The sequence below is a fragment of the Serratia sp. JSRIV002 genome, assembly GCF_019968725.1.
Taxonomy (GTDB): Bacteria; Pseudomonadota; Gammaproteobacteria; order Enterobacterales; family Enterobacteriaceae; genus Chania; species Chania fonticola_B.
Genome location: NZ_CP074143.1, coordinates 4,728,516 through 4,749,050, shown reverse-complemented (window position 1 = coordinate 4,749,050; position 20,535 = coordinate 4,728,516). Strand labels below are relative to the sequence as shown.

Here is a 20,535-nt window from a genome sequence, read left to right as displayed (position 1 = left end):
TGATAAAAATTTTACGCTTTTATACTCAACCATTGAGGTTAAGTCTGGTCTTACATAACGTATAGGCATATACGTTGTAGAGTGGCGCACGCTGCGCGCCCAACGATGTGGGCTATAGTGAGTTGAGTGTTTAAAACCGTAATGCGTTGAGTTAGAAATTGAATTTCATTGGGCATCGCTTTCGGTTGTGTCATTTTGCACCGTGCTGTCACCGTCAGGGAGTTGGCGAGACAGCCAGAGAACAGGGGTTTATTTTGGATATGCGCAGACTGTTGACCCGCATTACCGGGTTGATGTTATTGGTTATGTTTTGGGCGCCGTTAAGCTGGGCCGCGCAAGGCTGGCAACCGCTGGCGGAAAAGATCAACAAAAGCGATCACGATCCGCGTGAATACCAGGCTATCAAGCTGGATAACGGCATGACCGTACTGCTGGTGTCCGACGCGTTGGCACCAAAGTCACTGGCTGCTCTGGCGCTGCCGGTAGGCTCGCTGGAAGATCCCAACAGCCAACTTGGCCTGGCTCACTACCTGGAACATATGGTACTGATGGGCTCCAAGCGCTATCCAGAACCCGAGAACCTCTCCGAGTTTTTGAAAAAGCACGGTGGTAGCCACAATGCCAGCACCGCGTCTTACCGCACTGCGTACTATCTGGAAGTGGAAAATGACGCTTTAGAACCCGCTGTCGATCGGATGGCCGATGCCATTGCCGAACCTATTTTGGATCCCGGCAATGCGGACCGCGAACGCAACGCGGTGAATGCCGAGTTAACGATGGCGCGCTCTCGTGACGGTATGCGCATGGCGCAGGTTGGGGCAGAAACCCTCAATCCGGCTCACCCTAGCGCACGTTTTTCTGGCGGCAACCTCGAGACGTTGCAGGACAAGCCAGGCAGCAAGCTGCATGAAGAACTGGTTAGTTTTTATCAGCGTTACTATTCTGCCAACCTGATGAAGGGCGTGCTGTACAGCAACCAATCCTTGCCTGAACTGAGAGCGCTGGCGGTCAAAACCTTCGGCCGCATTCCTAATCACGATGCGAAAGTGCCACCGATCACCGTTCCGGCGGTCACCTCGGAGCAGCAGGGCATCATTATTCATTATGTACCGGCGCAGCCGCGCAAGCAGCTGAAGGTCGAATTCCGTATCGATAACAACAGCGCCGAGTTCCGCAGTAAAACCGATACCTATATCAGCTACCTGATTGGCAACCGCAGCACCAATACGCTTTCTGACTGGCTACAGAAGCAGGGGCTGGCAGATGCCATCAATGCGGGTGCCGACCCGATGATCGATCGCAACGGTGGCGTGTTCTCAATCAGCGTTTCCTTGACCGACAAGGGGCTGGCGGAGCGTGACAAAGTGGTGGCAGCGATCTTCAGCTATCTGAAAATGTTGCGTGGTGAAGGGATCAAGCAAAGTTATTTTGACGAGATCGCCCATGTGCTGAATCTGGATTTCCGCTATCCGTCGATTACCCGCGACATGAATTACATCGAATGGCTGGTGGACACCATGCTGCGCGTGCCGGTAGAGCATACGCTGGATGCGCCGTACCTGGCCGATCGCTACGATCCTGAAGCCATTGCTGAACGCCTGGGGCAAATGACGCCACAAAATGCGCGTATCTGGTTTATCAGCCCGAATGAGCCACACAACAAAACGGCTTACTTTGTTGAAGCACCTTATCAGGTCGAGAAAATCAGCGCGGAACGCTTCGCGAAATGGCAGCAGTTGGGTAAAGATATCGCACTTTCTCTGCCGGGGCTGAACCCTTATATTCCGGATGAGTTTACCCTGAACAAGCCCTCACATGAGTTTATCAAACCGGAAATGGTGGTGAACCAGCCAGGGCTGCGGGTGCTGTATATGCCAAGCCGCTATTTTGCCGATGAACCCAAGGCCGATGTCACGGTAGCGTTGCGTAACGCCAAAACCATGGATTCCGCGCGTAATCAGGTGTTGTTCTCGTTGATGGATTATCTGGCGGGGATCTCGCTAGATGAGTTGAGCTATCAGGCCTCGGTGGGTGGGATTAGCTTCTCTACCTCGCCTAATAACGGCCTGATGTTTAGCGCCAATGGCTTTACCCAGCGTCTTCCACAGCTGTTGACCTCGCTGATTGAAGGCTACTCCAGCTTTACCCCAACGCAAGAGCAGTTGGAACAGGCGAAATCCTGGTATCTGGAACAGTTGGATTCCGCCGAGAAGGGCAAAGCCTTTGAGCTGGCGATCCAGCCGGTACAGATGCTGTCCCGCGTGCCTTACTCCGAGCGTAGCGAACGCCGCGAAGTGCTGAAAACCATTACGTTGCAAGACGTGCTGGCTTACCGTGACAGCCTGATGGCCGGGGCCACGCCGGAGTTACTGGTAGTGGGCAATATGAGCAAGCAACAGGTGGACACGTTGGCTTCTTCACTGAAGCAGAGCCTGGGTTGTACTGGTCTGGAATGGTGGCACGGCGAAAACGTCGTGATTGCCAAAAACCAGTTTGCCAACCTGCAGCGCCCTGGCAGCAGCACCGATTCGGCGCTGGCGGCGGTGTATGTCCCAACGGGGTATGACGAAGTGACCAGCATGGCGTATAGCTCATTGCTGGGGCAGATCATCCAGCCGTGGTTCTACAGCCAATTGCGTACGCAAGAGCAGCTCGGCTATGCGGTGTTCTCCTTTGCGATGCCGGTTGGCCGCCAGTGGGGCATCGGTTTCCTGCTGCAAAGCAACAGTAAGCAGCCAGCCTATCTCTACCAGCGCTATCAAGATTTCTACCCGAAAACGGAAAAGCGCCTGCGTGAGTTGAGTGATGCCGATTTTGCCCAATACAAACAGGCCATGATCAATGAGCTGCAACAGCGTCCACAGACTTTGGGTGAAGAAGCGGGCCGCTTTAGCAGCGATTTCGATCGCGGTAATTTCGCCTTCGATACCCGTGAAAAGCTGATCGCTCAGGTACAGACTCTGACGCCTGCCAAGCTGGCGGATTATTTCCATCAGGCGGTGATTAAGCCACAGGGGCTGGCACTGTTGTCTCAGGTGAGTGGCAGTAGCCAGCAGAAAGCTGATTTTGCGGCGCCGGGTGAGGGTTGGGTGACCTATCCTAACGCCTCGTCCCTGCAAAAAACGCTGCCTCGTAAAGTGGCGACGCCATGACGAAAGGCGTTCCTCAGCGGCTTGATCCACTGACGTTGCCGCTGTTTGGTGAACGGCTGATCGAAGCCTCGGCAGGGACAGGGAAGACCTTCACTATCGGTGCTTTGTATCTGCGCCTGCTGCTTGGCTTAGGCCAGGCAGCAGCGTTTCCACGGCCGCTCACGGTAGAAGAGATCCTGGTAGTTACCTTTACCGAAGCGGCGACGGAGGAACTCCGGGGCCGCATTCGCAGTAATATCCACGCATTACGCATTGCCTGCGTACGCGGGCATAGCTCAGACCCGCTGTTTGCCGCGCTGATGGCGGAGATTGGCGATCTGTCAGAGGCCGCAGCGCAATTGCTGGCTGCCGAGCGCCAGATGGACGAAGCGGCGATCTACACTATCCACGGTTTTTGTCAGCGAATGCTCACTCACAACGCATTCGAGTCGGGCATTCTGTTTGAACAAACGCTGGTGCAGGACGAACTGCCGTTGCGCCGCCAGGCCTGCGCCGATTTTTGGCGGCGTCACTGTTATCCATTGCCACTGGGCGTTGCCCGGGCGGTCAGTCAGGAGTGGAGCGGCCCAGAGGCTTTGTTGAGCGATCTCTCGGGCTATCTGCATGGCGAAGCTCCCACTCTGCGTCAGCCGCCGAAAGATGACGAAACGGTGCTGATGCGCCATGAACAGATCGTTGCGCGGATCGATGCCCTCAAGGCGCAATGGCAGGCGGCGGCCGATCTGGAAGCACTCATCAGTCAGTCTGGCGTCGACAAACGCAGCTACAGCAGCAAACATTTACCCAACTGGCTGAATAAGGTGGGGGAATGGGCGGGGCAGGAAACCGAAGATTACCAGTTGCCCAAAGAGCTGGAGAAGTTCCGCCAATCGGTGCTGCTGGAGAAAACCAAAAAAGGTGAGGCTCCGCGGCATCCGCTGTTTGTGGCGATTGATGAGCTGTTTGCCGAACCCTTGACCCTGCGTGACCTGATCATGGCACGGGCGCTGAGCGAAATACGCCTTTCCATTCAACAGGAAAAACGCCAGCGTGCCGAACTGGGGTTTGACGATCTGCTCAGCAGGCTGGATGCGGCACTGCAAAGCGCCGGTGGTGAACAACTGGCGCTGGCGATCCGTCAGCGTTATCCGGTGGCGATGATCGATGAGTTTCAGGATACCGACCCACAGCAGTACCGGATCTTCCAGAAACTGTATGTTGGCCGGGAAGAGTGTGGCCTGCTGCTGATCGGAGATCCCAAACAAGCGATTTACGCCTTCCGTGGTGCAGACATTTTTACCTATATGAAGGCTCGTTCAGAGGTAAGTGCCCACTATACCTTAGAGACCAACTGGCGCTCATCACCGGCGATGGTTGGCAGCGTTAACCGCCTGTTTGCTCAGGTGGAAAAGCCGTTCCTGTTTGGCCAAATCCCGTTTATCGAGGTGGCTGCCGCAGCGAAGAATCAGGAACTGGTCTTCGAGTGGCAGAATAAGCCGCAACCGGCTATGCAATTTTGGCTGCAACCTGGGGATGGGGCCGGAGTAAGTGATTACCAACAATTAATGGCGCGCTTGTGTGCCGCCCAGATCCGCGACTGGCTGAGTGCCGGGCAGGCCGGAGAAGCCTGGCTGGTCAAAGGGGAACAACGCCGCCACGTTCAGGCATCGGATATTACCATTCTGGTGCGTAGCCGCGCCGAAGCGGCGTTGGTGCGTGACGCACTCAGCGCGCTGGCCATTCCCTCGGTTTACCTTTCCAACCGTGACAGCGTGTTTGATACGCCGGAAGCCAAAGATTTACTGTGGCTACTACAGGCGGTGCTGGCTCCCGAACAGGAACGAACCCTGCGTTGCGCTTTGGCCACCGGGCTATTGGGGCTGGATGCCTTGACGCTGGATGGACTAAACCATAACGAGTCCGCTTGGGATGATTTGGTCAACGAGTTTGATGAATATCGTAGCCACTGGTTACGTCGTGGCGTATTACCAATGCTGCGTGAGGTGATGGCCAAGCGGCATCTGGCAGAAAACCTGCTGGCCAGCCCTGGGGGGGAGCGCCGTTTGACCGATGTCATGCACCTGGGGGAGCTGTTGCAGGAAGCCACGGCGCAGCTGGACGGTGAACACGCGCTGGTGCGCTGGTTGGCGCAGCAGATCGCTCAGCCGAATCGCCAGTCGGACAATCAGCAACTGCGGCTGGAAAGCGACCGTCATCTGGTGCAGGTGATCACCATCCACAAGTCGAAAGGGTTGGAGTTCGATCTGGTATGGCTGCCTTTTGTGGGGAATTTCCGCCAGCAGCAACAGGTGCTGTACCACGATCGCCAGACCTTTAAAGCCCTGCTGGATCTGAATGCCAACGAAGAAAGCGTGGCCTGGGCGGAAGAGGAACGGTTGGCAGAGGATTTGCGCCTGCTATACGTGGCGCTGACCCGTTCGGTGTATCACTGCAGCATCGGTATTGCGCCGTTGTTCCTCGGTACGCGCAAGAAGCAGGGCGATACGGATTTGCACCGCAGCGCGCTGGGATATCTGGTGCAGGCCGGGCAGGCGGGCGATGCGGCCTATCTGCAAAACTGCCTGCAACAGCTGGCAACTCAGGGCATCGCGCTGTCGCTGGTGGATGCACCGGGTGAACAAAGCTGGCAGCCACAGATGGCCGCCGCCGCAGAACTGACGGCCAGGCAGTTTCCACGCAGGATGCAGGATTTCTGGCGGGTTACCAGCTATACCGGCTTGCAACAGCATGGCTCAAGCCGGATGCAGGAGCTGTTGCCGCGCCTGGACGTTGATGCCGTTGGTGAGGGCGATACGGCTACACCACCCGCATTGACTCCCCATACTTTCCCGCGCGGCGCGGCACCTGGAACCTTCCTGCACAGCCTGTTTGAGGAGTTGGACTTTACCCAACCGCTAGATGAACAGTGGCTGTTGGCGCAGTTACAACAGCAAGGGCTGGAGGAGCATTGGTTGCCGGTATTATCCGGCTGGATGCAGGTGTTGCTGAATGCGCCACTTAATAGCAGCGGCGTCGCGCTATCCGCCTTACCGGCGGGAGCCAGGCAGGCAGAATTACAGTTCTATCTGCCGATCGGTGGCTTGCTGCAAGCGCAGCAGTTGGATGAACTGGTAAAACGCTACGATCCCCTTTCTGCTGGCTGCCCGGCGCTGGATTTCCAACAGGTTCAGGGCATGCTGAAAGGCTTTATCGATCTGGTGTTCTGCTGGCAGGGCAAATATTACCTGCTGGATTACAAATCCAACTGGCTGGGCGAAGACAGCAGCGCCTATACCCAAGAGGCGATGGCGCGGGCGATGGCGGAACACCGCTACGATCTGCAATACCAACTCTATACCTTGGCGCTGCACCGCTATCTGGGGCATCGTCTGGCGGATTACGATTACCAGCGCCATTTTGGCGGGGTAATTTATCTGTTTTTACGCGGGGTAGATGCCGAGCATGAGGGCAACGGTATTTTTGCCTGTCGTCCGGAGTTCGCTCTGGTTGAAGGAATGGATCGCCTGTTTAGCGGTGAAACGGTCGACGTTGAGGATGGGCAATGATTGAGATTTTGCATCAGGCGTTGGCTCTGGGCGCCTTGCGACCGCTGGACGTGCAATTTGCCCAGGTGGTCGCCAACGATGATGAGCCGGATATTCTGCTGGCCGCCGCCTGCCTGAGCTCGGAGGCCGGTGCGGGCCACGTTTGTCTGTTGCTCGAACAATTATTGCCGGAAAATCTGTTTGGTGGCCGCCAGCCAGAGTTGGCCTTGGCTGCCTGGCAGGCCTGCGGGCAACCGGACGTGGCGAGTTGGCAACAGCGTCTGGCGGTCTCGCCAGCGATTAGCGATGGCAGTACGGCAACGCCGATGGTACTGCAACAGCAGCGGCTGTATCTGCAACGCATGTGGCAGAGCGAAGGTGACGTCGCCACTTTTATCAGCAGCGACAGCGTGCCACAGGAACTTGAAGAAGCGCAGCTGCGCACCATCCTCGATCGGTTATTTGGCGCAGCCACGGACGAACCTGATTGGCAAAAAATTGCCGCAGCGGTAGCGGCCACGCGCCGCATCGCGATTATTTCCGGCGGCCCCGGTACTGGTAAAACCACAACCGTCGCTAAGCTGTTGGCGGCGCTGGTGCAGTTGGCGGCCGGGGAGCGTTTGCGTATCCAGCTTGCTGCGCCTACCGGTAAAGCAGCGGCTCGACTAACCGAATCCTTGGGAAGCGCTAGCCGTCAGTTGGACTTAACCCCGGAGCAACGTGCCTTGTTTCCTACGGAAGCGGCGACGTTACACCGCTTGCTGGGGGCCCAGCCAAACAGCCAACGCATGCGCTATCACCGGGGGAACCCGCTGCATCTTGATGTGCTGATAGTGGACGAGGCTTCGATGGTGGACTTGCCCATGATGGCAAGGTTGATTGCCGCCTTACCCCCCAAGGCGCGAGTCATCTTCCTTGGCGATCGCGATCAACTGGCCTCGGTGGAGGCTGGAGCCGTGCTGGGGGATATCTGCCGGTTTGCCGAGCAGGGATATAGCGAAACCCGTGCGGCACAGTTGTCGCGCCTGACCGGTTGCCCCTTGCAAGGGCAGCCAGCGCAGGCCGAGGCAGCGGTGCGCGATAGCCTGTGCCTGCTGCGCAAGAGTTACCGGTTTGATGCCAAATCCGGCATTGGCCAGTTGGCTTTGGCGGTGAATGCTGGCGATAGCAAGCGCGCCCTGGCGGCGTTGAATGGCAGCTATGCCGACGTGGCGGGTTATCCGCTGGCAGAAACCGAAGATTATCAACGGCTGTTGGATAACTGCGTTGCTGGTTATCGCGACTATCTGCGGCTGGTAGCAGAAGGGGCGGGGGCCGTAACGATCCTGGATGCCTTTGGCCGTTTCCAGTTGCTCTGCGCACTGCGCGAAGGGCCATTTGGCGTTGCCGGGTTGAATGAGCGTATCGAAAGTGGGTTGCAGCGTGCCGGTTTGATTCGGCGTAATCCTGGCCCCGCCGGTCGCTGGTATTTAGGGCGGCCGGTGATGATTGGCCGTAATGATAGCGCGCTGGGGCTGTTTAACGGCGATATAGGCATTGCCTTGCCCGGTGAGGGCGGCGATCTGCGCGTGCATTTCCAATTACCGGACGGCAGCATCAAATCGGTACAGCCTAGCCGCTTACCGGCGCATGAAACCGCCTATGCGATGACGGTGCATAAATCACAGGGTTCGGAGTTCGACCACACGGCGCTGGTGCTGCCGAATCATTTTCTGCCGGTACTGACCCGTGAGCTTGTCTATACCGCCATTACCCGCGCGCGCCAGCGGTTGTCGCTCTATGCGGTAGACAAGGTGTTGGTGAGCGCTATCCGCACCCCCACCCAGCGCCGCAGCGGGTTGGCAGAACGTTTGCAGATTGGGAAATAATAACGGCGGGCGTTTGCCATACAGACGTAAAAAAACCTGACTGGTGAGGTCAGGTTTTTTTAGTGTTCCAGCACGGAGCGGTAACTCTGGCCAGAGCGAGGTGCTCCCTTACTAACGTGCTCAGTATATAAACAGCGGCGGATAAAGGCAAATCATAGAGAAGCGTTTTTGGACAAGTTCCAAGCCTCGCCCGAGAAAATTTAATGTTGTATAGTCATTGAGTTAGTTATGGAGATGCTTCGTTTCAGCCTTCTGTATGGCGGTATAACGTCTTGAAGTCCTGGCTGAATTGCGGGTGGTGCCGGGTTCAGTGCTCTGGCCGGAGCGAGGTGCTTCCTTACTAACAATGGAAGGAGCCGTTGTGACAGGCAAATGGAAGGGTAAACAGCGGCGATCTCGCTCCATATGATGGAGAGACGGATGAAAACTTTGATCGATAAAGTTCTCATCGTTCTGAAAGCGCTCGTCGCGCTGCTAGAACTGATCCGCCGGTTGATCGACTGATAGCGGAAACGTAGCTAAGGCCAGGGTTAACCACACCCTGGCCTTTAACATTTACTCAGCTTGTCCCACTACGTTCGAAGATCGGCCAACAGGATCTTCGAGCGGCGCTGGTAGTTATATAAAGCCTGCTTCTGCATCGGCAACACGTCGACTTCCGCCGGAGTGAAGCCGCGCTCCTGGAACCAGTGGATGCTGCGTGTGGTCAGCACAAACAGCTTCTGTAGCCCCATCTGGCGCGCCTGGCTTTCTACCCGCTGCAGCAGCATCTCGCCCCGCGACGAGCTGCGGTAATCTGGATGCACTGCCACGCAGGCCATCTCACCAATCTTCTCTTCCGGGAACGGATAGAGCGCCGCGCAGGCAATGGTCAGGTTATCGCGTTCGATAATCGTGAACTTGTCGATCTCCATCTCCAACTGTTCGCGCGAACGGCGGACTAAAATCCCCTGTTGCTCCAATGGGCGGATCAGCTCAAGTATCCCACCGATATCATTGATGGTCGCCCGGCGTACCTGCTCGGCGCTCTCCATAACGATTTGGGTACCGATACCGTCGCGTGAAAACAGCTCCTGTACCAGTGCACCATCCTCCTGATAGCTGATCAGGTGGCTGCGGCGTACCCCGCTGCGGCAGGCCTTTACCGCGCCGCGCAGGAAGCGTACGGTGCCGGAATGGTAGTCACCAGCCTCTTCCAACTGCTCGATACGTTTTTGTGCATCGTTGGGGAACAGTTCGGAAAGAATATTGCCTTCTGCATCTGTCACCCCTTGTGATGAACAGAAGCCGATCATTTTCTCGGCCTTCAGCTTGATTGCCAACTGGGTGGCGACTTCTTCCGAGGTCAGGTTAAAGCTTTCGCCAGTCACCGATACCGCCACCGGGCCAATCAGCACGATGGCCTTACTATCGAGTTGGCGATGAATGGCTTCTTCATCAATACGGCGGATACGGCCGCTGTGGCAATAATCGACGCCGTCATCCACGCCCAGCGGTTGGGCGATAATAAAGTTGCCGCTCACTACGTTGATGTGCGCCCCTTGCAATGGGGTGTTATTCAGGCTCATGGAAAGCCGTGCGGTAATATCCAGCTGTAACAAGCCGGCGGCCTGCTTGACCAGCTCTAGGGTATGGGCGTCTGTTACCCGGGTATGCTTATGGTAAATCGGCTCGTAGTTATGCTGCGCCAGATTGGCGTCAATCTGCGGCCGCGCACCGTAGACCACCACCAGACGAATGCCCAGGCTATGTAACAGCCCGATATCATTGACGATACTGGAAAAGTTTTCATGTTCAATAGCTTCGCCACCCAGCATGACGACAAAGGTCTTGCCACGGTGAGTATTGATATAGGGAACTGAGTGACGGAATCCTTGCACCAGCTCTGTACTACGTTCCTTCACGGCAAGACCTCATTTGCATATTTATACGGTATTTTTGTATTTTTATTCTTTTATTGCGCCAAAGGCAAGCAGGAAATGACAGTGATTTTTCTGACAAATGCGCTAACTGATTAATAAATTGAAAGATCATAAAAAGATTTTCTGATGACAGCGGTGAATGGATTGGGTAAAGTTTTTGCCATTGTTTTTTTTTGCTGTTTTTTTAATCGTTATTTTTACCGGAGCCGCATGCCTAACTCTAATCACAATCCGGGTCGCCGTCGTTTGTTGCAGGGGGTTGCTGCAACCTGGTTGCTGAGTGTGAGTCGCGTTGGTTTCGCCGCTGCTTCTCATGTGATTGCCGTTCGTGTCTGGCCTTCCTCGACCTATACCCGAGTCACGCTGGAATCCAATGTCCCGCTAAAATACAAACAGTTTGCCCTGACCAATCCAGAACGCATCGTGGTGGATGTGGAAGGGGTACAGCTGAATAGCGTGCTTAAAGGCATCGCCGGACAGGTGCGCAAAGAAGATCCCTATCTGAAACAGGCACGGGTCGGCCAGTTTGACAAGAATACCGTCAGGCTGGTGCTGGAACTCAAGCAAAGCGTCAGCCCAAATATGTTTACCCTGACTCCCGTCTCGGAATATCGTAACCGCCTGGTAATGGATCTTTATCCTACCAAGGGGGGCAGCGGTGAAGAGTATGATCCGCTGTTGGCGTTACTGGAAGATTACAACAAGGGCGATCTGGAACGGACGTTACCGGCAGAAGCACCACAGGCCGGTAAGGCAGGGCGCGATCGGCCGATTGTGATCATGCTCGATCCTGGGCACGGCGGGGAAGATCCGGGAGCCATTGGCAAAAATAAAACCCGTGAAAAAGATATCGTGCTGCAGATTGCCCGTCGTCTCAGTGCGCTGATCAAACGCGAACCCAACATGAAAGTGTTTATGACGCGTAATGAAGACGTGTTTATCCCATTAAAGGTACGTGTAGCCAAAGCGCGTAAGCAGCGGGCCGATCTGTTTGTCTCGATCCACGCCGATGCCTTCAGCAACCGTGCGGCACGCGGTTCCTCGGTGTTTGCGCTTTCTACCAAAGGGGCAACCAGCAACGCCGCCAAGTTTCTGGCGCAAACCCAGAACGCCGCCGACGATATCGGCGGAGTCAGCAAGAGTGGCGATCGCTACCTGGATCACACCATGTTCGATCTCTTGCAGACCGCCACCGTCAATGACAGCCTGAAATTCGGTAAGGAAGTGCTGAACCGGATGGGTAAAATTAACCGTTTGCATAAGAATCGTGTCGATCAGGCCGGTTTTGCCGTGTTGAAGGCCCCGGATATTCCGTCGATCCTGGTGGAAACGGCGTTTATCAGCAATCTGGAAGAAGAGCGCAAGCTGCGCACCAGCCATTTTCAGCAGCAGGTGGCGCAATCTATTCTGGCCGGGATCAAAGCCTATTTCGCCAACGGTGGCGCATTGGCACGGCGTTAAACCAGGCGTAGCCCAAGGAGGGGCGGCGTAGTTAATTGGGAAGGTAGGGGGAAATTCAGATACAAAAAAACACCCGTTAAGGTGCTTGTCTGATGTTATCAAGATTGGTTGCGGGGGCCAGATTTGAACTGACGACCTTCGGGTTATGAGCCCGACGAGCTACCGGGCTGCTCCACCCCGCGTCCGTCTTGATACTGATATTATCGAACCAACCCTTCATGTGATACCGCTATTGCCGTATCGGTTGGTTGCGGGGGCCGGATTTGAACCGACGACCTTCGGGTTATGAGCCCGACGAGCTACCAGGCTGCTCCACCCCGCGTCCGTATAATACCTTTTCTTTCATCGAATCCAACACATTTTTGATACCGTTATCACAGTATCGGTTGGTTGCGGGGGCCGGATTTGAACCGACGACCTTCGGGTTATGAGCCCGACGAGCTACCAGGCTGCTCCACCCCGCGTCCGATGGAAGCGCACTATACTCTCCAGGCATTTTGTTGCAAACCCTTTTTGCATATAATTCACCGAAAGCCATTTTTATGCTGCATTAGTCCCCAATTTGCGTTTTTTTTCATCATAATCATCTGGCTGGGAATTTTTAGCGGTAGCGATTCCTTTATCTATGGCCGTTTGTTATCGTTCAGCCAGTTTACCCGTATCCATTGGGTATGGAACATATCAGTCTGAGAGAGTGTGCAATGAAAGGACGTTGGGGCAAATACCTGCTCGGTGGGTTAGTGATTGCGGTACTGGCCGGTTGTTCGTCAAAACCGACCGACCGGGGGCAGCAGTATAAAGATGGTCATCTGGATCAGTCGCTGGAGTTGGTGAATCGCCCCAATGCCAGAGGCGCCCCGATCAACGGCCAGGATTACGCCAACCAGCTGATGGAGATTAAATACGCTTCGCCGTCGCTGTTTAACCGCAATAACGCCACCTATCAGGCGGTGCAAAACTGGATGGCGGCGGGGGCGGATACGCGCCAACTGAACCAGTTCGGCCTCAGCGCCTATCAGATGGAAGGCGTCGATAGCTATGGCAACGTCCAGTTCACCGGCTATTACACCCCGGTGCTGCAGGCGCGTTATACCCAACAGGGCGAATTCCGCTACCCGCTGTACAGCATGCCAGCCAAAGGCAAGCGCCGCCTGCCGGATCGTGCCGGTATCTACTCAGGGGCGCTGGACAGCCGTTACATCATCGCTTACACCAACTCCCTGATGGATAACTTCATGATGGAAGTGCAGGGCAGCGGCTATGTCGATTTCGGCAATGGCCAGCCACTGGTGTTCTTTGGTTATAGCGGCAAGAACGGCCATGCTTACCGCAGTATCGGCAAGGTGCTGATCGATCGCGGTGAAGTGGCCAAGGCCGACATGTCAATGCAGGCCATCCGCCAGTGGGCGGATACCCACAGCGAAGCCGAGGTGCGCGAACTGCTGGAGCAAAACCCGTCGTTCGTGTTCTTCCACCCGGTGCCTTTTGCTCCGGTGAAAGGGGCCAGCGCGGTGCCGCTGATTGCCAAAGCCTCCGTGGCCTCCGATCGCTCCCTGATCCCGGCCGGTACCACGTTGCTGGCAGAAGTCCCGCTACTGGACAACAAGGGCAAGTTCACGGGAAAATATGAAATGCGCCTGATGGTCGCTCTCGACGTGGGGGGCGCCATCAAGGGCCAGCACTTTGACATGTACCAGGGGATTGGCCCAGAAGCCGGTCACTCGGCAGGGTTCTATAATCACTATGGCCGGGTCTGGGTATTGAAAGGCGGTAATCCTGGGGCACAGCTGTTTAGCGCCAATCAACCGTTGACCGCCTCGAGTGGTTCCCAGTTGGTTACCCGCTAAGAACGATGGCATATAGCTTGACCCGCAGGGCCGGATCTTCCGGCCCTGCCTATTTGCAACCAAGGTAAGTAAAGCAAAATGAGTACAGCCTATTCAGAGGCCTATCTACAGCGTTTTGGCGGCACGGCACGCCTGTACGGCCAGCCGGCATTGGCCCTGTTTGCCCAGGCGCACGTTTGTGTGATCGGCATTGGCGGGGTCGGTTCATGGGCGGCTGAAGCGCTGGCACGCACCGGCATTGGAGCGATCACTCTGATTGACATGGATGACGTCTGCGTCACCAACACCAATCGGCAGATCCATGCTTTGCGCCAGCATGTTGGCCAATCGAAAACCGAAGTGATGGCGGAACGGATCCTGGCGATCAACCCGGAATGCCGGGTGACCTGCGTAGATGATTTTATTACCCCGGACAACGTCGCCGAGCTGTTGAACCATAATTTCAGCTATGTGATCGATGCGATTGACAGCGTACGGCCCAAAGCGGCGTTGCTGGCCTATTGCCGACGCTTCAAGATCCCGGTGGTCACTACCGGCGGTGCCGGTGGGCAGATCGATCCTACGCAGATCGCCGTGGCCGATCTGGCCAAAACTATCCAGGATCCGCTGGCCGCCAAGCTGCGTGAAAGGTTGAAGAACGACTTTAACGTGGTGAAAAACAGCAAAGGCAAGCTGGGGATCGACTGCGTCTTCTCCACCGAGCCGCTGGTATATCCGCAGCCGGATGGTTCAGTATGCGCCTCACGCAGTACTGCAGAAGGGCCGAAAAGAATGGATTGCAGCGCGGGTTTTGGCGCGGCGACCATGGTCACCGCGACCTTTGGCTTTATTGCCGTCTCCCACGCGTTGAAGAAGATGGTGGCAAAGGCGGCACGTCAGGCATAGCTGGCAGCGATGGCGTGTACCCTGGCCGCCAAGGCTGCCAGGCCGCTGGCTCGGGTGGCGCTGAGCTGGGCACGCAGCGCCAAGCTATCAAACAGGGCCAAAGGATCGATAGCTAAGACCTGCTGAGGCGTTTTGCCTTCGACTGCGGTCAGCAGGATCGCCAGCAGGCCGCGCACAATGCGTCCTTCGCTGTCGCCATAAAAATGCAGTGTTCCATCTGCCAACCGCTGGTGCCCCAACCAGACCCGGTTTTCGCAACCGCTCAGTTCCATCTCCGTTTGCCGTAGATCGGCCGCCAGCGATGGCAAGCGTTTCGCCAGCATGATCAGTTGGCGGTAACGGTCTTCCCACTGTTTTAGCGGGCTGAAGGTTGTTATCAGCGTCTCGGCGGTGATTTCACGGCCAAAAGGGTGAGGGGCAAGCATCGGTTCTCCGTTGTGCATCTTATTCCGCCAGTAGTTCGATGGCGTTAGTTAACGCCAGCACCAGAGCATCGACGTCTTGCGGCGTATTATAAGGCGCAAATGACGCACGTAACGTTCCGCTGACCCCTAATGCGGCGATCAAAGGTTGGGCGCAGTGTTGGCCCGCGCGTACCGCGATGTTCTGTTCGGCTAACAGGGTGACGATATCGCTGTGGTGGATCCCAGCGATATCAAAGGCCAGCAGGCTGGAGCCGGAACTGCGGAAGCTGCGAAATCCGGGTAACTGCTGCAAACGCTGTTCGGCATTTTGCGCCAGGGCGCGGCTGTATTGCTCGGCGGCGGCCATATCCTGCGTTTCCAGCCAGCTCAACGCGGCACCCAACCCCAGCACTCCGGCAATATTTGGCGTACCGGCTTCAAAACAGTGCGGTGGTTTTTGTGGCGTAAAGCCGCTGAAAGAAGCCTGCGTCAGCATTTTCCCCCCGCCTTGCCATGGCCCCATTTGAGCCAGCAGCGCGGTTTTGCCATACAACGCACCAATGCCCGTTGGGCCATAGAGTTTATGCGCTGAGAAGGCGTAGAAATCGATATCGAGCCGCTGAATATCGGCAGGGCAATGCACAATGCCCTGTGCGCCGTCGATCATCACTACCGCGTTCACCGCATGGGCCAGCTCAATAGCCAGCGCGATATCCGGGCAGCCTCCCGTGACGTTGGACATTTGCCCCAAGGCCAGAATGCGGGTTTTCTCGCACAACAGCGTAGGGAGCAGCGTCAAATCTGGCAGGCGATCGGGGCCAAGCGGCAGCTTCACCACTTCGGCACCGGTCTGTTCTGCCACCATCAACCACGGGATCAGGTTGGCATGATGCTCCGCCTCGCTAACCAGGATCTGATCTCCCGGCTGCAGGCGTGGGCGAGCATAGCTCTGCGCGACTAAATTGATGGCTTCCGTGGTGCCGCGGGTCCAAACGATGTCGTCCGCACAAGGGGCATTAATCAAGGTGGCAACCTGCTGGCGTGCCTGCTCAAAGCGCTGGGTCAAATCCTGTGCCGCACGATGTTGGCTGCGGTGTACGGTGGCGGCATCTGCGCTGTAAAACTGCTGCGTGGCGTCGATCACCGCCTGCGGTTTTAGCGCGGTAGCGGCACTGTCCAGATAAATTCCTGCCTGTTGAAGGGCCGGGAACTGGCTGCGGAACAAGGTAGGCTCAAAAGGCTTCATCGGCTGATTATCAGTGGCTTTGTCAGCCATTGATCCTGTCCTATTTTGCCGTCAGAGACAAGTTATCCCGAACAATTGTCGCCGTTTCCTGGAAATCTGACGAAAGTTTGTTATGCTGAATATTGGCGTTCGAATGAGTCCCTTAAATAACAGAAATGATTTTTACAGCATTTTTATCTGCAAGGAGTCACAAATGAACAAGACAGCCGCAGTTATCTCTGCCCTGATGCTCACGTTTACCCTGGCAGCCTGCTCAAGTAACTACGTCATGCATACCAGCGATGGACGCACCATTGTCGCCGATGGAAAACCCAAGGTGGATGACGATACCGGGATGATCAGCTACAAAGATGCCAACGGCGTTGAGCAGCAGATTAACCGCGCCGACGTGAAGGAAATGGTTGAAGGTAATCAGTAACTTCCAGGCAAAAAAAAGCACCGCGAAGTTGGCGGTGCTGCATAAAATCACTATGGACAGACAGGGTAAATGTACAGGAAGTGAAAAACAGTAGCCTAGCTACCATGTCCGAATTGGCGGACAAATTGCAAACACAACATCACAACCACAAGCCAAAAGTTCATCGGCGTCTTCGACACCCAATCCCTTTTCGTTCCGGCCCAGGAAGTGTCGCCACTATAGGTATTTACTGGCGCATGCTCAACGGACAATTTATAATGGCTCGGATTAAAAAAACTAATGGCAATAGTCCACGCGGATGGGCTAGTGGCGTTATGTATCATGCAGCCTGATCTCGTTTGCGAAACCCGGCGGTCATTTGTTACATAAATGTAACTAAAGCCGATGAATTGCAAATTGGCCGCTCTGGCGTGTCCCTGCGCTCGCGGCATTTTTCGGCACAGCTAGGTAGCGGTAAGGACGCGTTCAGCCGACAACGCCGCAGTTTGCCATACAAAAGGGTCAATGAATGTCTAAACGTCTCCCTCCTCTTAATGCTCTGCGGGTTTTTGACGCGGCAGCCCGCCATTTGAGCTTTACCAAGGCGGCAGAGGAGCTGTTTGTTACCCAGGCCGCAGTCAGCCATCAGATCAAGTCTCTGGAGGATTTCCTGGGGCTGAAACTGTTTCGACGACGCAACCGTTCTCTGTTGCTGACGGAAGAGGGGCAGAGTTATTACCTGGATATCAAAGAGATTTTCTCTTCGATCAATGAGGCAACACGCAAGCTTCAGGCACGCAGTGCCAAGGGGGCTCTGACCGTCAGCCTGCCACCCAGTTTCGCCATTCAGTGGCTGGTGCCACGTCTTTCCAGCTTTAACTCAGCTTATCCGGGGATCGATGTGCGCATCCAGGCCATTGACCGCGAAGAAGAAAAGCTGGCGGATGACGTTGACGTGGCGATCTTTTATGGCCGTGGCAACTGGCCGGGAGTGCGCGCCGAGCGTCTGTACGCGGAGTATCTGCTGCCGGTTTGTTCTCCCAGCCTGTTAATGGGCGATCATGCACTGAAAGTGCCGGGCGATCTGGCTTATCATACGCTTCTGCATGATACTTCACGCCGCGACTGGCTGGCATACACCCGCCAACTGGGGTTACAGCATATCAACGTGCAGCAAGGGCCAATCTTTAGCCATAGCGCCATGGTGGTCCAGGCGGCCGTTCATGGCCAGGGGGTTGCGCTGGTGAATAACGTGATGGCGCAAACCGAGATCGAAGCCGGTCGGCTGGTCTGCCCGTTTAACGATGTGTTGGTAAGTAAAAACGCTTTTTATCTGGTATGTCATGACAGCCAGGCAGAACTGGGTAAAATAGCCGCCTTTCGCCAATGGATCTTGGCGCGTGCGGCCAGCGAACAGGAGAAGTTCCGCTTTCGCTATGAACAATAAGGCCGGCTGCGGTGACGTTGTGGCTGTGGCTGGTGGATCTCGATTAAGGTGAATAATGATGAGTAGCCGTTCTATGCTGATTTTTGCTGCTATCAGTGGTTTTGTCTATGTTGCTCTGGGCGCGTTTGGTGCGCACGTATTGAGTAGTGCGCTCGGGGTCAATGAAATGGCCTGGATCCGCACCGGGCTTGATTATCAGGGTTTCCATACTCTGGCGATCCTGGGGCTGGCCGTTGCCATGCAGCGTCGGGTCAGCCTGTGGTTTTACTGGAGCGGAGCGCTGTTGGCGCTCGGCACCGTGTTGTTCAGCGGCAGCCTGTACTGTCTGGCGCTGTCTCACCAAAAGGTTTGGGTTTATGTCACGCCAGTGGGCGGGACCTGCTTCCTGATCGGTTGGGCATTGATGTTGATTGGCGCTTTGCGTCTGAGGAAAAAGGCCGAGCGCCATGAATAAGATCGCGTTGTACTGCCGCCAAGGCTTTGAGAAAGAGTGCGCGGCGGAAATTACCGACAAGGCCGCCCAGTTGGAAGTGTTTGGTTTTGCCAGGGTTAAAGACAACAGCGGCTATGTGCTGTTTGAATGCTATCAGCCGGACGATGCCGATCGCCTGGCGAAAGAAATCCCGTTCCGTGAGCTGATCTTTGCCCGCCAGATGTTGGTGGTGGGAGAACTGCTGCGTGATTTGCCACCGGAAGATCGGGTTTCACCGATTGTCGGCATGCTGATGGGCGTGGTCGATCGCGGCGGTGAATTACGGGTAGAAGTACCGGATACCAACGAAAGCAAAGAGCTGCTGAAGTTCTGCCGCAAGCTGACTGTGCCGCTGCGCGGCGCATTGCGTGAGCAGAAAGTGCTGATGGCGCGTGAGAATCCCTCTCGGCCTGTGGTACACGTGTTCTTTATCGCGCCGGGCTGTTGCTACGTGGGGTATTCCTACAGCAACAACAACTCCCCGTTCTATATGGGGATCCCACGCCTGAAGTTCCCGTCCGATGCGCCAAGCCGCTCTACGCTGAAGCTGGAAGAGGCTTTCCACGTTTTCATCCCGGCAGACGAATGGGACGAGCGTTTAGGCAGTGGGATGTTTGCGGTCGATCTGGGGGCTTGCCCTGGCGGCTGGACCTATCAGTTGGTCAAACGCAGCATGATGGTGCATTCGGTGGACAACGGCCCGATGGCCCCGAGCCTGATGGATACCGGGCAGGTGACCCATCATCGTGTCGACGGCTTCCGTTTTGAACCGACCACCAGCAAAAACTACTGGGTAGTATGCGATATGGTGGAGAAGCCGGCAAAAGTGACCAGCCTGATGATCCAATGGTTGCTCAAAGGCTGGTGCCGTGAGGCGATCTTTAACCTGAAGCTGCCGATGAAGAAGCGCTATGAAGAGGTGGCGCAGAACCTGCAAAGTATCCACGAAGCCTTGGCCAACGAGGGGATCAGTGCAGAGATCCACGCCAAGCAGCTGTACCACGATCGTGAAGAGATCACTGTACACGTGCGCCGCATGTGGTCGGCCATTCCCGGCCGCCGCGACGAGCGCGAGTAAGGCGTAAGGGCGTTGCTGCTGGCAGCGCCCTTAATTTATTGGCAAACGTAACTGTTGCAGATTGCCGTCCAGCGTCAGATCGGTACGCAAAGTGGCGACCTGCTTGCTGATATAGGCCAGCTCGCGGTGCTCTAACAGCTTGCTGTGCCACTTCTCCGGCACCTGTTCCAGGTGTTGATACAGACCATCCAGACTCCCCATCTGTTGCAGTAGCAATACCGCCGTTTTGGGCCCGATACCGGCAACGCCTGGGATCTTGCTGCTACCAATGCCTGCCAGCCCCCAATAATCCGTGAGCTGTTGCGGTAACACACCAAACTCTTGCTGCACAAACGGCATATCCAACCAGCGTTTCTGGAAGTAGTCACGGATTTGTACGCTGGGAGCCAGCAGTTGGCAGTAGCCTTTGTCGGTAGAGACAATCGTCACCTGGTGGCCACCCGCGGCCATTTTCGCTGTCAGCGTCGCAGCCAGATCGTCCGCCTCATTGCCTGAGGAGTGCCAACTGGCGACCCCTAGCTCGGCAAACGCTTCGCGCAGCTGCGGCATTTCCTGATGCAGGTTTTCCGGCATCGGCGAACGCCCGGCTTTGTAATCGGGCAGAATTTGATGGCGCCAGCTCTCGCTACGGTCGTCTTCGTCGAACACCGCCACGGCGTGGGTGGGCTGGCTGTGTTGAATCAACTGCTGTAGCGCATGCTTGCAAGCGTTGACACAAGGGGACCCTTGAACCGCATGAATGCGGCGAATTAGGTTCAGAGCATCGACAATCAGTAAATGTATAGGCATAGGCAAGGCAACAACGTCAGAAAATAAGGGCGGCTATGACGCC

At 55.9% G+C, this 20,535-nt stretch carries 15 protein-coding genes and 3 tRNA genes; 11 read left to right on the top strand and 7 right to left on the bottom strand.

The window, feature by feature from the left end; translation table 11 throughout:
- Positions 1-260 precede the first annotated feature (260 nt).
- The 4 genes from ptrA to dinQ all read left to right on the top strand — a co-directional run bounded on the left by ptrA (position 261) and on the right by dinQ (position 9,048).
- A complete protein-coding gene (gene ptrA, locus KGP26_RS22305) occupies positions 261-3,152 on the top strand; it encodes a pitrilysin (protein WP_037375667.1) in 2,892 nt (963 codons plus the stop codon).
- Positions 3,149-6,697: an exodeoxyribonuclease V subunit beta gene (gene recB / locus KGP26_RS22300; protein WP_223664629.1), complete on the top strand. Its 3,549-nt coding sequence runs from the start codon at positions 3,149-3,151 to the stop codon at positions 6,695-6,697. Before ptrA ends, recB begins: the two co-directional genes overlap by 4 nt.
- Positions 6,694-8,544 carry an exodeoxyribonuclease V subunit alpha gene (recD, locus tag KGP26_RS22295; RefSeq protein ID WP_223664628.1) on the top strand — a complete coding sequence of 617 codons (1,851 nt, stop codon included), beginning with the start codon at positions 6,694-6,696 and terminating at the stop codon, positions 8,542-8,544. Before recB ends, recD begins: the two co-directional genes overlap by 4 nt.
- Before the next feature lie 405 nt (positions 8,545-8,949).
- A complete protein-coding gene (gene dinQ / locus KGP26_RS30450) occupies positions 8,950-9,048 on the top strand; it encodes a damage-inducible type I toxin DinQ (protein ID WP_371822059.1) in 99 nt (32 codons plus the stop codon).
- A 68-nt stretch (positions 9,049-9,116) separates the two neighbouring features.
- Here dinQ and argA read toward each other — a convergent pair whose 3' ends face one another.
- Complete coding sequence (gene argA / locus KGP26_RS22290) at positions 9,117-10,448, bottom strand: amino-acid N-acetyltransferase (protein WP_179253222.1); 1,332 nt, start codon at positions 10,446-10,448, stop codon at positions 9,117-9,119.
- A 228-nt stretch (positions 10,449-10,676) separates the two neighbouring features.
- On the opposite strand from argA, the gene amiC reads away from it, so the two are divergent.
- Positions 10,677-11,927 (top strand): N-acetylmuramoyl-L-alanine amidase AmiC, encoded by a 1,251-nt coding sequence (gene amiC / locus KGP26_RS22285; RefSeq protein ID WP_021179882.1) that lies wholly within the window; start codon positions 10,677-10,679, stop codon positions 11,925-11,927.
- A gap of 105 nt (positions 11,928-12,032) precedes the next feature.
- On the opposite strand, the gene KGP26_RS22280 is transcribed toward amiC, so the two are convergent.
- The 3 genes from KGP26_RS22280 to KGP26_RS22270 all read right to left on the bottom strand — a co-directional run bounded on the left by KGP26_RS22280 (position 12,033) and on the right by KGP26_RS22270 (position 12,391).
- A tRNA-Met gene (locus KGP26_RS22280) sits at positions 12,033-12,109 on the bottom strand.
- A gap of 63 nt (positions 12,110-12,172) precedes the next feature.
- Positions 12,173-12,249, bottom strand: a tRNA-Met gene (locus KGP26_RS22275).
- Positions 12,250-12,314: 65 nt separating this feature from the next.
- Positions 12,315-12,391 (bottom strand) — tRNA-Met (locus tag KGP26_RS22270).
- Positions 12,392-12,628: 237 nt separating this feature from the next.
- Between KGP26_RS22270 and mltA the strand changes: the two genes are divergently transcribed.
- Entirely contained in the window at positions 12,629-13,774 is a 1,146-nt protein-coding gene (gene mltA / locus KGP26_RS22265) for a murein transglycosylase A (protein ID WP_021179883.1), read from the top strand.
- Between the two features lie 78 nt (positions 13,775-13,852).
- Positions 13,853-14,659, top strand: a complete 807-nt coding sequence (gene tcdA, locus KGP26_RS22260) for a tRNA cyclic N6-threonylcarbamoyladenosine(37) synthase TcdA (protein WP_024529484.1) — start codon at positions 13,853-13,855, stop codon at positions 14,657-14,659.
- On the opposite strand, the gene csdE is transcribed toward tcdA, so the two are convergent.
- Positions 14,650-15,084, bottom strand: a complete 435-nt coding sequence (gene csdE / locus KGP26_RS22255) for a cysteine desulfurase sulfur acceptor subunit CsdE (RefSeq protein WP_021179885.1) — start codon at positions 15,082-15,084, stop codon at positions 14,650-14,652. The two genes, tcdA and csdE, sit on opposite strands and share 10 nt — an antisense overlap.
- 19 nt (positions 15,085-15,103) lie before the next feature.
- On the bottom strand, positions 15,104-16,309 hold the full coding sequence (gene csdA, locus KGP26_RS22250) for a cysteine desulfurase CsdA (RefSeq protein WP_115159711.1): 1,206 nt from the start codon (positions 16,307-16,309) through the stop codon (positions 15,104-15,106).
- 193 nt (positions 16,310-16,502) lie between these two features.
- Here csdA and KGP26_RS22245 point away from each other — a divergent pair, with 193 nt between their 5' ends.
- From KGP26_RS22245 to rlmM, 4 genes are all read left to right on the top strand, one after another.
- Positions 16,503-16,727: a YgdI/YgdR family lipoprotein gene (locus KGP26_RS22245; protein WP_021806121.1), complete on the top strand. Its 225-nt coding sequence runs from the start codon at positions 16,503-16,505 to the stop codon at positions 16,725-16,727.
- A 508-nt stretch (positions 16,728-17,235) separates the two neighbouring features.
- Complete coding sequence (locus KGP26_RS22240; RefSeq protein WP_115159688.1) at positions 17,236-18,153, top strand: transcriptional regulator GcvA; 918 nt, start codon at positions 17,236-17,238, stop codon at positions 18,151-18,153.
- A gap of 58 nt (positions 18,154-18,211) precedes the next feature.
- Complete coding sequence (locus KGP26_RS22235; RefSeq protein WP_024484299.1) at positions 18,212-18,607, top strand: DUF423 domain-containing protein; 396 nt, start codon at positions 18,212-18,214, stop codon at positions 18,605-18,607.
- Entirely contained in the window at positions 18,600-19,703 is a 1,104-nt protein-coding gene (rlmM, locus tag KGP26_RS22230) for a 23S rRNA (cytidine(2498)-2'-O)-methyltransferase RlmM (protein ID WP_021179890.1), read from the top strand. Before KGP26_RS22235 ends, rlmM begins: the two co-directional genes overlap by 8 nt.
- A gap of 30 nt (positions 19,704-19,733) precedes the next feature.
- Here the strand turns inward: rlmM and xni are convergent, their stop codons facing one another.
- Positions 19,734-20,492, bottom strand: a complete 759-nt coding sequence (gene xni / locus KGP26_RS22225) for a flap endonuclease Xni (protein ID WP_223664627.1) — start codon at positions 20,490-20,492, stop codon at positions 19,734-19,736.
- Positions 20,493-20,535: the final 43 nt, after the last annotated feature.